11 protein-coding genes are annotated in these 13,464 nt (G+C 68.7%); 6 read left to right on the top strand and 5 right to left on the bottom strand.

Going from position 1 to position 13,464, the window contains the following annotated elements; translation table 11 throughout:
• The 3 genes from CGU35_RS02995 to CGU35_RS02985 form a co-directional block, all read right to left on the bottom strand.
• Window positions 1-801 (bottom strand): DUF1932 domain-containing protein, encoded by an 801-nt coding sequence (locus tag CGU35_RS02995; protein WP_100810152.1) that lies wholly within the window; start codon window positions 799-801, stop codon window positions 1-3.
• Between the two features lie 8 nt (window positions 802-809).
• Window positions 810-1,691, bottom strand: coding sequence for an IclR family transcriptional regulator (locus CGU35_RS02990; RefSeq protein ID WP_100810151.1), 882 nt, complete (start codon window positions 1,689-1,691; stop codon window positions 810-812).
• 70 nt (window positions 1,692-1,761) lie between these two features.
• Window positions 1,762-3,132 carry an aminomethyltransferase family protein gene (locus tag CGU35_RS02985; protein ID WP_100810150.1) on the bottom strand — a complete coding sequence of 457 codons (1,371 nt, stop codon included), beginning with the start codon at window positions 3,130-3,132 and terminating at the stop codon, window positions 1,762-1,764.
• Between the two features lie 240 nt (window positions 3,133-3,372).
• Between CGU35_RS02985 and CGU35_RS02980 the strand changes: the two genes are divergently transcribed.
• From CGU35_RS02980 to CGU35_RS02960, 5 genes are read left to right on the top strand one after another with little or no spacing between them, the layout of a single operon-like run.
• Window positions 3,373-4,155 carry an ABC transporter ATP-binding protein gene (locus tag CGU35_RS02980; protein WP_100810149.1) on the top strand — a complete coding sequence of 261 codons (783 nt, stop codon included), beginning with the start codon at window positions 3,373-3,375 and terminating at the stop codon, window positions 4,153-4,155.
• On the top strand, window positions 4,142-4,852 hold the full coding sequence (locus CGU35_RS02975; protein ID WP_100810148.1) for an ABC transporter ATP-binding protein: 711 nt from the start codon (window positions 4,142-4,144) through the stop codon (window positions 4,850-4,852). Before CGU35_RS02980 ends, CGU35_RS02975 begins: the two co-directional genes overlap by 14 nt.
• A 3-nt stretch (window positions 4,853-4,855) precedes the next feature.
• Complete coding sequence (locus tag CGU35_RS02970) at window positions 4,856-5,737, top strand: branched-chain amino acid ABC transporter permease (RefSeq protein ID WP_100810147.1); 882 nt, start codon at window positions 4,856-4,858, stop codon at window positions 5,735-5,737.
• On the top strand, window positions 5,737-6,798 hold the full coding sequence (locus CGU35_RS02965) for a branched-chain amino acid ABC transporter permease (RefSeq protein ID WP_100810146.1): 1,062 nt from the start codon (window positions 5,737-5,739) through the stop codon (window positions 6,796-6,798). The genes CGU35_RS02970 and CGU35_RS02965 overlap by 1 nt, the downstream gene beginning before the upstream one ends.
• Window positions 6,795-8,057, top strand: a complete 1,263-nt coding sequence (locus tag CGU35_RS02960; RefSeq protein WP_100810145.1) for an ABC transporter substrate-binding protein — start codon at window positions 6,795-6,797, stop codon at window positions 8,055-8,057. The genes CGU35_RS02965 and CGU35_RS02960 overlap by 4 nt, the downstream gene beginning before the upstream one ends.
• A gap of 82 nt (window positions 8,058-8,139) precedes the next feature.
• Here the strand turns inward: CGU35_RS02960 and CGU35_RS02955 are convergent, their stop codons facing one another.
• Entirely contained in the window at window positions 8,140-8,799 is a 660-nt protein-coding gene (locus CGU35_RS02955; protein WP_100810144.1) for a GntR family transcriptional regulator, read from the bottom strand.
• A 201-nt stretch (window positions 8,800-9,000) separates the two neighbouring features.
• Between CGU35_RS02955 and CGU35_RS02950 the strand changes: the two genes are divergently transcribed.
• Entirely contained in the window at window positions 9,001-10,926 is a 1,926-nt protein-coding gene (locus CGU35_RS02950; RefSeq protein ID WP_100810143.1) for an ABC transporter ATP-binding protein, read from the top strand.
• A gap of 626 nt (window positions 10,927-11,552) precedes the next feature.
• Here CGU35_RS02950 and CGU35_RS02945 read toward each other — a convergent pair.
• Window positions 11,553-13,367 (bottom strand): phosphoenolpyruvate carboxykinase (GTP), encoded by a 1,815-nt coding sequence (locus tag CGU35_RS02945; protein WP_232711145.1) that lies wholly within the window; start codon window positions 13,365-13,367, stop codon window positions 11,553-11,555.
• Window positions 13,368-13,464: the final 97 nt, after the last annotated feature.

Below are 13,464 nucleotides of genomic sequence, written 5' to 3'. Positions count from 1 at the left end.
TCAGTCGAGCCGGGCGGAGCCTCGCTCGGCGAGGATCCGCTCGAACCACGCCAGGGTCGCTCGCGTCATGTCGGCGGGTTGATCGGATGCCTCGAGTTCGGCGAGGGAGGCGCGCACCTCTTGTGCGCGGCGCGGCGCGTGCTCGTACGAGCCCGTGACGAGCCGATCGACCAGAGCCGCGCCGCCCTCGCCGAGCTCCTGCGCGATGCGATCGCGCAGCCATTCCTCGGAGCCGGAGGCGCGGGCGGCGCCCAGGCTCTCGATCACGAGCGCCGCGAGACCCTTCATGAACACGCTCCGCAGCAGCTTCATACGGGCGGCCTCGCCCGCCGCGCCGGGCACGACCGTGATCGGCACGCCGAACGGAGACATGAAGACGGCGAACGCGTCCGCCCCTCCCCCGCTCGCGAGCAGCGCGGTCCGGTGCGCATCCCGGAGCACGGGCGCGAGAACGGCGACGTCCGCCATCGGCACCCCGGCCGCATCGCCCAATCGCGCGATCTCGAGCTTCGTGTCGGGTGAGGTGGTGTTCAGATCGGCGAAGACCGCGTCGCCGCCGAGATGCGGCAGCACCTCCGCCGCGACGTCGAGCGCCGCCGCCGCGCCGACCAGACTCAACGCGACGTCGGCCCCCGTCACTGCGTCACCGAGCCCGTCGCGCTGATCGATCACAGCGCCGTCGACGCTCGCACGCGCGTCGTGGTACGGGTCGTAGCCGCGAACCTCGGCCCCCGCCCGCGAGAGGCCCGCGGCGTAGAGACGGCCGGCTTCACCCAGGCCGATGATCGCGATTCTGGTCATGACTCCCGTCAGGATACCCGGGGCAGCGGGGGCGGATCGTGGGGGTCATGGGCGAGGCGTTCCAGGTATTCGATCGATCGGCGCGAGGATCCGACGAGCGAGCGGATGCCCCGGGATCCATCGTCCTCGTCGGGCATGTATGCCCGGGCGAGATCGTGTGAGACGCCGACCGCGGCGCGGCGCAGCAGATCGATGTGCGGTTGAGGTGACGCGCCGTCGTTCGGCACGACCACACTCAAGGCGGCGTACACCGAACCGTCCGGCCCCGTCACCGGCACGGCGATGCCGCGGGACTCGGCGTGGATGTGTCCCGAGGTGACCGAGAATCCGTCGGCCCGCACGCGCCGCAGTTCGCGCCGGAGCGCGGCGGGGTCGACCAGCGTGTGCTCGGTGTAGGGGCGGAGGCCCGCGGCGATCACGTCCTCGACGACGGACGGATCCCCGAAGGCCGCGAGCACGAGTCCACTCGACGACGCGAACAGCGGGATGCGTCCGCCGATGAGCGTGGCGTTGAGCACGGCGTCCTGCGCCGACATCCGTTCGATGAACAGGACATCGCGGCCCGCGCGCACACCGAGCTGAACGTGCTGGCGGACGCGCTCGTGCACCGCGCCCAGCCAGGGACGGGCGATCTCGCGCAGGCCGACCGCCCCCGGCGTGCGGCTCGCGAACTCCCAGAGCCGCACGCCCAGACGGTAGGTGCGATCGGATTGCCGCTCCAGCAGCCCCTCGCGCTCGAGCTCGCCGATCAGACGGTGCACGCTCGAGGGCGCGAGTCCCGTGGCCTCCGCGATCTCGGTGAGCGTGAGGAACGGATGCCATGCGTCGAACGACTCCAGGATGCGCAGGTGCTTGTGCAGCACGGACTCACCTGCGGATCCGCGGGCCATGGGCATCCTCCTCGACGCGACGTCCCCGCAGCTTCGTCGAGGACGGGCGCCATGCTAGCCCACGCGCGCCTCAGTCGTTCGCGCGGTAGACCGTGCGGGCCCAGTCGTGGAACGGCGCGGGCGCGACCGTTGCGCGAATCCGCACCTGCCGGTGAGTGGCGTCGACCGAGACCTTGCGCGAGATCGGGTCCTCGCCCCACACCACCTCGACAACAGCGCCGTCGGGGATGTCGACATCGAGGGTCGCGAGCGACATGTACAACTGGTCGAACGCGACGTAGCCCGCGTCGGTCGAGATGCCGACCGGCTTGCCGTCGAGGCGCACCTCGTCCATCTGGTAGAGCCCGTAGCGACCCTTCGGGAAGTCGAGGAACTTGGCCGGAACGCCCGGCTCGACCTGCGAACGCACCACGTCCGCGACGTCCTCCGCGTTCCAGAGCAGCGTGACCTTGTGGCGCTTCTGCGACTCCCTGTGCCGCTCGAGCGCCTCGCGACCGTGGAAGTCGTGGTCGAAGCGGACCGAGCGCCCAAGGCCCAGGTCGTACGGCGTCATGTAGTAGTCGTGGATGTCGTCGGAGAAGAGCGACCCGGCGATCGATCCGGCCCGGTCGGCGGGCAGCCATTCGCGGTACTCGGCGAGGTCGTCGTCGAAGATCGCGGGGAAGGGCGTCGGCACCCAGCCCGCCTCGAGCGGCGTCGCCGAATAGGCCTTCGCGCCGACCCGTCGGATGCCGAACTCGGCCCCGGCCTCGAGGATCGCGTCCAGCACGACCTCGTTGTCGGCCCACGGCCCGAAGAACTCGAACCCGGGCTGTCCCGCCATGCCGTGGCGCAGACCCTTGACCGCACGGCCCGCGATCGTGAAGTCGCCGATGTGGAAGAACTTGACCTCGGGCACGGGACCGCCGAACAGCTTCTCCATGACCTCGTTCGCGGCCGGACCCTGCAGCTCGTAGCGATAGAAGGTCGGCGGGCCCTGGCGCATGTGCGAGTTGCCCTCGAGGCGGTGGTGGACGTCTTTGCCCGCGGCCTCGGCCTTCTCGACGTTGAAGCGTACCCAGTCGATGAGCAGGTGGTGCCCGATCAGGACGAGACCCTCACGCTCGGTCGAGTTGTAGAACAGGATGCCGTCACCGATCAGGTAGCCGTCCTGGTTGACCGAGATGAGCTGCTTCGCCACGCCCGGCCGGAAGGTGGCGAACGTGTTGGGCGAGATCGATTCGAGCAGGGGGATCAGGTCGTCGCCACCGAGGAAGAGCTGCGTCATGTGGTGCGACTGGTCCATGAGCGCGACCGTGGTGTTCCACGCGCGCTGCTCGTCACGCCAGTTGGTGAACTCGGGCGCCACCGGGAACGTGAAGGCGGGCCAGTTCTGGTTGCGGAGCAGTTCGACGGCTCCGCCGGCTCGAGCGATCGCCTGGGCGAGGGATTCGGATGTCATCTTCGACCTTCCTGTGGAGGAAGCCTCATGGTAGGCAGGAGCCGGACGAGATGTGTTCGCGAATTCCGTTCATAGGAATTCGGTCTGTCAATAGTCCGGTTTCGATAGTGGAATCACAATCACGACACGACACGTCGGACTCACACCAAAATCGTTGACAATGCGGGTGTCGGTCCGTAACGTCCCTCAGGCGGGGCCCGACCCGCTGAGTGCAATGGTGCGACGACGAGGACGGTAGCGATGGCGGCTCAGCTGACCTTGAACGAGGTGAACCTGCGCTTCGGCGGCGTCCGCGTGCTCGAGGACGTCGGCTTCACCGTCGAGCCCGGCCAGATCTTCGGGCTCGTGGGCCCCAACGGAGCGGGCAAGACGTCGCTGTTCAACTGCATCAGTGGTCATTACCGCCCCACCTCGGGATCGATCAAGATCGACGACACCGAGATCCTCGGTACCCGGCCGTCGAGCCTGGCGGCCCTCGGGCTGGCACGGACGTTCCAGCACCCGGCGCTGCAGCTGCACTCGAGCGTCCTCGAGAACGTCCTGCTCGGTGGGCACTCGCGACTTCCGCGCGGCCCGATCTCGTGGTCGCTGCGTCTGCCCCCGACGCCCCGCGCCGAGCGCGACCTGCGCATCGAGGCGCGTGCTCTGCTCGAGCGCAACGGACTCGGCTGGGCCGCGGACCTTCCGGCGGACGAACTGTCGCACGGGCTGCACAAGGGCATCGAGCTCTGCCGCGCCCTGATCTCGCGCCCGCGTCTGCTGCTGCTCGACGAGCCCGCGGCCGGCCTGTCGCACGGCGAGGTGGAGCAGTTCATCGCCACGGTCCGGCGGCTGCGCGACGAAGAAGACATCACGATCGTCATCGTCGAGCACCACATGGGCCTCATCTCGGCGCTCACCGACCGCGTCGTCGTCCTCGACCACGGACGCAAGCTCATGGAGGGCACGGCCGCCGAAGCGCAGTCCGACCCCCGCGTGATCGAGGCGTACATCGGAAAGGAATCCGCGGATGACGCTGCTTGAGCTGGTCGACGTCACGGCCTGGTACGGCTCCGTCCAGGTGCTGGAGGGCGTTTCGCTGAGCGTTCCCGATGGCGGTGCCGTCGGCATCCTCGGCGCGAACGGAGCGGGTAAGACCACGACCCTCCGAGCCATCAGCGGCATCGTGCGGACCGGCGGCAGCATCCGGTTCGACGGGCGCGAGATCAGCGGCATGCGGCCGGATCAGGTCGCCGCCCTCGGCATCGCACACGTCCCCGAGGGGCGCGGCACGCTCGGGCAGCTCTCCGTCCGCGACAACCTGCGCGTCGGGTCGTATCTGCGGAAGGACCGCAAGGCGATCGCCGAAGACATCGACTATTGCCTCGAACTCTTCCCCCAGCTGAAGGATCGGATCGGCTCTCACGCGGCCGCGCTCTCGGGCGGCGAGCAGCAGATGCTGGCCGTCGGCCGGGCGTTCATGGCGCGACCCCGACTACTGCTGCTCGATGAGGCATCCCTCGGACTCGCCCCGAGCACCGCGCGCAACGTCTACGACGCGATCGCGCGCCTGCGCCGCGAGTCCGGAATCGCGATGCTCGTGGTCGAGCAGAACGCCAACCTCGCCTTCAGCCTCGTCGACTCGGCCACCGTGCTCGAGACCGGCAGGAACGTCCTCACCGGAACCTCGTCCGAGCTCAAGGGCATGGACGAGATCCGCCGCGCCTACCTGGGAGGCTGAGCGATGGGTACCTTCGTCCAACTCGTCATCGACGGCCTGTCGGCCGGCTCGATCTACGCGGCGCTCGCGCTCGCGATCGTGCTGGTGAACCAGGCCACGGGGCTCATCAACTTCGCGCAGGGCGGGATGGCCGTGCTCTCGGCCTATTTCGCCTACGCCTTCTTGCAGCTCGGGCTGCCGCTGATCGTCGCGATCATCGCCTCGGTCATCGTGTCGTTCCTGCTCGGGGCGGTCATCGAGCGCTTCCTGATGCGTCGCTTCGAGGGCGGCGAGCCCGACACCGCGATCGTCGTGACGGTGGGTCTACTCACCCTCATCACGGGAATCTGCGGCTGGATCTGGAGCTACAACAACCTCCAGTTCCCGTCGCTCTTCCCCCTCGACAGCATCAACATCCTCGGCGCCGTCGTCAGCGTGCGCTCGATCGGCACGACGCTCGTGATCGTCGGGATCATGCTCCTCCTGCAGCTGCTCTTCCTGCGCACGAAGCTCGGTCTCGCGTTGCGCGCCGTGGCGAGCAACCCGCAATCTGCGTCGTTCTCGGGCCTGCCCGTCGGTCGGCTCCTGATGACCGGATGGGGCCTCGCGGCCGTTCTCGGCGCCGTGGCGGGCGCACTGATCGCCCCGCAGCTCACCCTCACGCCCGGAATGATGGACACGGCGCTCGTATACGCACTCGCCGCCGTCATCCTGGGCGGGATGTCGAGTCCCATCGGCGTGGTGATCGCCGCGTGGGCCATCGGCATCCTCGAGAACCTCGCCGCCGTCTACGTCCCGATCATCGGATACGACCTGAAGATCGCGGTGCCGTTCATCCTGATCTTCGTCGTGCTGATCGTCCGCCCCCAGGGTCTCTTCGGCCGGAAAGACGTGGTGCGAGTGTGATGGCGCAGGCAGCAAGTCTCAAGAACAATCCGTGGGTCCGCTGGGGCGGTGTCGTGCTCATCGCGGTCGTCCTGCTCGTGGCGCCGCTGGTCCTGCCGGAGTTCGCCAACCAGACGATCGCGCGTATCGGCGTCTTCGCCGTCGCGGTCCTCGGCCTCAACGTCGTCATGGGCTACACCGGGCAGGTATCGCTCGGACAGATCTTCTTCGTCGGAGTCGGCGCCTACGTCACCGCGTACGGCGTGAACAACGACTGGAACATCGTCCTGGTCTTCCTGCTCGCCGTGCTGATCCCCGGTATCGCGGGACTTCTCGTCGCACTGGCGGCGGCGCGACTCGGCGGACTCGCCATCGCGATGGTCACGATCGCCCTGCCGATCGTCGGCGTGCCCCTCGCGAAGCGCCTGTCGGAGTTCACCGGCGGATCGCAGGGAACGTCGGCACGGTTCTCGGATGCTCCGGAATGGACCGGACTGTTCGATGACCAGTGGCAGCTGTACATCGTCATCGTGATCGGCGCAGCGACCTTCGTGCTGACGCGCAACCTCGTGCGCGGCAAGTTCGGCCGGGCGTTCGGAATCGTGAAGAGCAACGAGGCCGTCGCCTCGTCCATGGGGATCTCGCCCTACCGCTACAAGGTGCTCGCCTTCACGATCGCCTCGCTGATCGGTGGCGTCGCCGGCTTCCTGTACATGGTCGTCGTGCAGTACACGTCGCCCGAGACGATGAGCTTCGGACACTCCATCACGCTCCTGGCCTCGATGGTCATCGGCGGCGCGGGAAGCATCATCGGGTCCCTCCTCGGAGGCGCGTACTACGTGCTCGCCCCCCAGCTGACGAACCTGATCGACCCGAACCTGACCGCTGCCCTGCAGGGCGCGATCCTGCTGCTGATCCTCTTCATCCTGCCCGGTGGTCTCGTCTCGCTCCCGCGCCTCTGGCGTCGGAAGCGCGGCGGCGGACGGCCCGGCGGCTCGGTGAGTCCCGAGCCCACACCACCGACTTCATCCTCCCCCGCATCACACAACACACAGACAGAAGAAGAGAGGCACGTGACATGAGCACACTGCGCAAGAAGACGCGGATCACCTCGGTCGTTGCAGGCATCGGCATCGTCGCCGTCCTGGCCGCCGGGTGCTCCCGCGGAGGCGACGGCGGCGGGTCCAGCGATGGACCCGCCGAGGCCAGCCCCGGAATCACCGACACGAGCATCACGCTCGGTATCACCACTCCGCTCAGCGGCGCCACGGCGGGCCCCGGTACGTGCACGGTTGCCGGCATCACGGCATGGTTCGGCGCGAAGAACGCCGAGGGCGGCGTGGAGTTCGGCGACGGCAAGACCCGTGAGGTCAAGATCGACGCCCTGGACGACGCGTACGACCCGCAGAAGGCGCTCGCGAACTTCCAGCAGCTCGAGAGCAGCGCCTTCCTGATGACGTCGGGCCTCGGCACGCCGACCAACCGCGCCTACCGCGAAGCCGCGATCGCCGACGAGGTGCCCCAGGTGCTGATCCAGACCGGCGACCCGATCTTCAGCAACGAGGAAGAAAGCCCATGGCAGCTCGGCTTCGTGCCGATCTACCAGAACGAGGGCGCCGCGTTCGGTGAGTTGCTCGCCAGCTCCAGCGAAGACCACAAGGTCGCCATTCTGGCGCAGAACGACGACTACGGCGAGGGCTACGTCGAGGGCTTCAAGGAGGCCATCGAGGGCGCCGACAACATCGAGATCGTCGACGAACTGACCTACGAGGCCACCGACACCGACGTCAACGCGCAGCTCACCGAGCTCGCGGCCACCGGCGCGGACGTGTTCTTCAACGCGATGTCGATCACGCCGCTCGTCATCTCGTCGCTGCTCAAGACGCAGGAGCTCGGCTGGCTGCCCAGCTGGTTCCTGCCCTCGAACACGTCGAGCCCGGGCGCGATCCTCACCCCCGGAAACGCCGTTGCGTTCCCCGGCATCTACACCGTCGCGTTCGCGCAGTCGGCGTCCGCTCCCACCTTCGCAGAGAGCGAAGAGGGCGCGGCCTTCCTGGCGAACCTCGCCGAGTACGCGGATTACCCGGATGTCCCGGCCTTCCCGCACTGCGTGTGGAGCTACCAGATCGGTGCGACGCTCGAGCAGGTCTTCGCCAAGATGACGGAGCCGACGCGTGAGAACTTCATGGAGCAGCTGCGCACCATCAAGGACTTCACCGCACCGCTGATGCTCGAGGGGGCTTCCATCGACACGACGGTGGACGGGCAGCCGGCCATCTCCGGCGTGACCGTCCAGAAGTACAACGGCAAGGGCTACGCGACCGCCGAGCAGTTCGGATAAGCCGAGCAGTTCGGATAACGCCAGCCTGAACACGAAAGAACGGCCCGGTCGAGTTCTCGACCGGGCCGTTCTTCTGTGTGTCTCAGTCCAGGCGGCGCAGCACGCCGACGATGCCCTCGAGGTGCGCGCGTGTCGCCGCTTCGGCGGCGTCCGCGTCCTGCGCCAGCACGGCATCGATGATCGCCACGTGCTCGGGTGCGGATTCGGCGGCGCGGCCCGGGTGGAAGGCCAGCCGGAACTGATGGCGTGCGGACTGGGCGCGCAGGCGCTCGAGCAGCTGCCTCGCGGTCTCGTGCCCGCTGATCTCGCGGATCCGTCGATCCATCTCTTGATTGAGACGCGCGTATTCGACCAGGTCTCCGCCGGAGACCGCGGCGCGAATGCGATCGCGCAGATTGCGCAGCTGCTCGGCATCGGCGTCGGTGCGTCTCTCGGCCGCCTTGCGCGCGACGAGAGACTCGAGGCCGATCCGGACCTCGACGATCTCGACCGCCTCGTCGACGCTGATGGCCCGGACACGTGCGCCGCGGTTCGGAAGTCGCTCGACGAGCCCCTCCCCCGTCAGGTTGAGAAGGGCGGTGCGGACGGCGGCGCGCGTCGCGTCGAAGCGTTCGCTGATGTCGGCCTCGATGAGGCGTTGCTGGGGAGCGAATTCACCGCCCAGGATGGCCTCGCGGATCTGCTGGGTGAGGTCAACCCGTGCGCCGGGCGCCGACTCGACATCGGGTGCAACAGAAACCAAGACCGACCTCCTGTTCTTCTGCGGCGACGACCCTGTCACCGCGGTGTCAACTCACGACAGTGCCTCGACAGTACCGCACGGGCACATATTGGCGCCGACATTCGCGCCAATATCGGTCCTGCGGGGGAGGCCCCGGATCGAGGACACGAAGTACGGTCGAAGGTAGCGCGATTCGGCGCCCGTCCCACCACAAGGAACACCATGTCCGACACCACCAGCACCCGAGGCCGCGGCCGCCGCCGTACCCAACCCGAGGGCCCGCGAGCGACCTTCCGCCAGCTGCTTCCGTTCCTGTTCGAGCACAAGAGGGTCCTGGTCGTCGTCGCGATCCTCAGCGTGCTGGGCGCCGGTGCGACGCTCGTCCAGCCTCTGCTCGTCGGCCAGATCATCGAGCGGGTGCAGAACGAGGTGCCGCTCGGAGCCCTCATCTGGCTGTTGATCGGCTTCGTCATCGTGTCCTCGGTCATCTCGGGGTACCAGCACTATCTCCTGCAGCGGACGGGCACGGCCGTCGTCTACTCCAGCCGCCGCAAGCTGATATCACGCATCCTGCACCTGCCGATCAGCGAGTTCGACGCGCGGCGCACGGGCGACCTCGTGTCGCGCGTCGGCACCGACACCACGCTGCTCTACGCCGTGCTGACGCAGGGACTCGCCGACGCGATCGGCAGCGCGCTCATCTTCGTCGGTGCCCTCATCGCCATGGCGATCATCGATCCACTTCTCCTCGGCCTGATCGTCGTCGTCATCGGGGTGTCCGTCACCGTCGTGGTGCTGCTGAGCGGACGCATCCGCACCGCCTCGACCGAACAGCAGGTCAAGGTCGGCGAACTCGCCTCGGGGGTCGAACGCGCGGTCGGATCCATCCGCACGGTTCGCGCGTCCGGTGCGACCGAGCGCGAGATCGCACAGGTCTCGTCGCTCGCGACCGAGGCGTACGGCGTGGGCGTGCGGATCGCGAAGGTCTCGGCCCTCGTCGTCCCGGTCGCGGGGATCGCGCTGCAGGTGTCGCTGCTCGTCGTGCTCGGTGTCGGAGGCTTCCGCGTTGCGTCGGGGGCGATCGGCATCGCCAGCCTGGTGACCTTCATCATCTTCCTCTTCATGCTGATCGGCCCCCTCGGTTCGACGTTCGGCGCCATCACGAGCGTGAACCAAGCGCTCGGCGCGCTCGGCCGCATCCAAGAGGTGCTGGACCTGCCGACCGAGGATCAGGACGACGAGGCCGTCGCCGCCGATCTGGAGCGAGCGGATGCCCCGGCATCCGGGTCGTCGACCGTCGCGCCGGCGCTGGCGTTCCGGAATGTGCACTTCCGCTACCCGGACGACGTCGTAGCGGCCCGCGCCGCCGCAGCGGCGGCGGCCCGCACCCTCCTCGAAGAGGTGCACCTGGAGAAGCCCGCTCAAGAGACCGCCGAAATCCAGGACGCCGCAGAGCAGGAGGCCGCACGCGAAGTGCTGCGCGGTGTCTCGTTCGACGTGCCCCACGGCGCCCGCGTGGCCCTCGTCGGGCCGAGCGGCGCCGGCAAGAGCACCGTGCTGTCGTTGCTCGAGCGCTTCTACGACCCCACGGCCGGCTCGATCGAGCTCGACGGAGCGGACATCCGTATCCTCCCGCGCGCCGAGTTGCGCGCGCGGTTCGGTTACGTCGAACAGGATGCCCCGACCTTGGCCGGCACGATCGCCGACAACCTCCGGCTGGCATCACCGGAAGCGACCGACGCCGAGTGCGAGGCCGTGCTGCGCGCCGTCAACCTCGGTGACGTGCTGGAGCGAAGCCCCAAGGGGTTGCAGGCGCCCGTCGGCGAGGACGGCGTCATGCTCTCGGGTGGCGAACGTCAGCGGCTCGCGATCGCGCGGGCCCTGCTGTCCGCTCCCCCGATCCTGCTGCTCGACGAATCGACGTCATCCCTCGACGGCGTCAACGAGCAGCGGATGCGCGACGCGATCGACGCGGTCGCGACGGGGCGCACGCTGCTCGTCATCGCGCACCGTCTCTCCACGGTGGTCGACAGCGACCTGATCGTCGTGCTCGACCAGGGTCGCGTCGTCGGTCAGGGCACGCACTCCGAGCTCGTCGTGTCGACGCCGCTGTATCGCGAGCTCGCCAAGCACCAGCTGCTCGTCTGAGCCTCTCCCGCCCGGGTCGGGGCGTCGGGCCAACGGCCACTCCGAGCCCACCCGGGGCGTCGGGCGAACCGCCACTCCGAGCCCACCCGGGGCGTCGCGCCAACGTCGGGGCGTGATACTCCGCGCCCCAACACGAATTCAGCGCCCCAGATACCGATCGCGCCCGGGGCGTCGACCCAACCGCCACTCCGGGCCCACTCGGGGCGTCGCGCCAACGTCGGGGCGTGGTACTCCGCGCCCCAACACGAATTCAGCGCCCCAGATACCGATCGCGCCCGGGGCGTCGAGCAAACCGCCACTCCGAGCCCACCCGGGGCGTCGGGCCAACGTCGGGGCGTGGTACTCCGCGCCCCAACATGAATTCAGCGCCCCAAGTGCCGGTTGCGCCCGGGGCGTCGGGCCAACCGCCACTCCGAACCCACCCGGGGCGTCGCGCCGACATCGGGGCGTGATACTCCGCGCCCCGACACGAATTCAGCGCCCCAGATACCGATCGCGCCCGGGGCGTCGGCCGAACCGCCACTCCGAGCCCACCCGGGGCGTCGCGCCAACGTCGGGGCGTGATACTCCGCGCCCCAACACGAATTCAGCGCCCCAAGTGCCGGCCGCGCGGGGTGGGCCGGGAGTCAGGTGCGCAGGCGGTAGCGCAGCGCCGACAGCTCTGCCTGCAGCGCCGCGGGCACGCGACCCTCGAACGTCCCGTAGAACTCCTCGGTGAGGTCGGCCTCTGCCTGCCAGGTCGCCGGATCAACCGCGAAGAGCTCCTCGAGGTCGGCCTCGGGAACGTCGATCCCGTCGAGGTTCAGGTCTTCCGTGCGCGGGAGCCGGCCGATCGGGCTCTCGACGGCCCCGACCTCACCCTGGACCCGGCGGATGATCCACTCGATGACGCGAGAGTTGTCACCGAATCCGGGCCAGAGGAACCGGCCGTCGGTGCCGCGACGGAACCAATTGACCTGGAAGATGCGCGGCGCGCGGTCGAACCGCAGGTTCTGACCGACCTTCAGCCAGTGACCGAAGTAGTCCGCCATGTTGTACCCGCAGAACGGCAACATCGCGAACGGATCGCGGCGCAGCTCGCCGACCGTGCCCTCGGCGGCCGCGGTCCGCTCGGACGAGATGTTCGATCCGATGAACACCCCGTGCGTCCAGTCGGTCGCCTCGACCACGAGCGGCACGTTCGTCGCCCGTCGACCTCCGAAGAGAATCGCGTCGAGGGGTACGCCCTCGGCAGCATCCCAGTCCGGCGCGATCTGCGGGCACTGCGCGGCGCTCACGGTGAAGCGCGAGTTCGGGTGCGCGGCGGGGCGCCCGGATGCCGGCGTCCAGGGGTTCCCCTCCCAGTCGGTGAGGTGCGGCGGCGCCTCGTCGGTCAGGCCCTCCCACCAGACGTCGCCGTCGGGCCGCAGCGCGACGTTCGTGAAGATCGTGTTGCCCCACAGGGTCTCGACCGCCGTGACGTTGGTCGACTCACCCGTACCGGGCGCGACGCCGAAGAACCCGGCCTCGGGGTTGATCGCCCACAGCCGACCGTCCTCGCCGGGACGGATCCAGGCGATGTCGTCGCCGAGCGTCTCGACGCGCCAGCCCGGGATGGTGGGGCGCAGCATCGCCAGGTTGGTCTTGCCGCAGGCCGAGGGGAAGGCCGCGGCGATGTGGTACTTGCGACCCTGCGGGTCGATGACGCGGATGAGCAGCATGTGCTCGGCGAGCCATCCCTCATCGCGTCCGATGACCGAGGCGATCCGCAGCGCGAAGCACTTCTTCGCGAGGATCGCGTTGCCGCCGTATCCCGACCCGTAGGACCAGACTTCGAGCGTGTCGGGGAAGTGCACGATGTACTTCTCGTCGTTGCAGGGCCACGGGACGTCCTTCTCACCCGGCGCGAGCGGGGCACCGACCGAGTGCACCGTGCGAACCCACGCGGCTCCCGCGGCAATCTGATCGGTGACCTCGGCGCCGACACGCGTCATGAGGCCGATGCTGGCGACCGCGTAGGGGCTGTCGGTGACCTGCACGCCGATGTGCGAGAGCGGCCCGCCGACGGCGCCCATCGAGAACGGGACGACGTACATCGTCCGACCGCGCATGCTGCCCGCGAAGATGGTGTTCATGGTGCCGCGCATCTCGGCGGGGTCTGCCCAGTTGTTGGTGGGGCCGGCATCCTCTTCGCGCTCGGAGGCGATGAAGGTGCGCGCTTCGGTGCGCGCCACGTCCTTCGGGTGTGAACGCGCCAGGTACGAGCCGGGTCGCCACTCGGGGTTGAGCCGGATCAGGGTCCCGTCGCTCACCATCTGGCGCAGCAGGGCGTCGTTCTCGGCACGTGAACCGTCGACCCAGTGCACACGAGCGGGTTGTGTCAGCGCGGCGACCTCGTCCACCCACGCCACGAGCTCGGCCAGGCCCGGCTGATTGGTGGGGCGCTGCCCGAAGTCGGTCACGCGACGGGGTCCAGCGATAGAGGTACTCAGTGTCTCGGCAAGGGCCACGATGCTCTCCTACTTTCTCGGCTGTCCTCCATTTCACCCGCATTGGTGC

It is taken from the genome of Microbacterium sp. BR1 (genome assembly GCF_002812725.1).
Taxonomy (GTDB): domain Bacteria; phylum Actinomycetota; class Actinomycetes; order Actinomycetales; family Microbacteriaceae; genus Microbacterium.
Note: the sequence above shows the minus strand (reverse complement) of the source record. Positions and strands in the feature narration are given on the sequence as shown.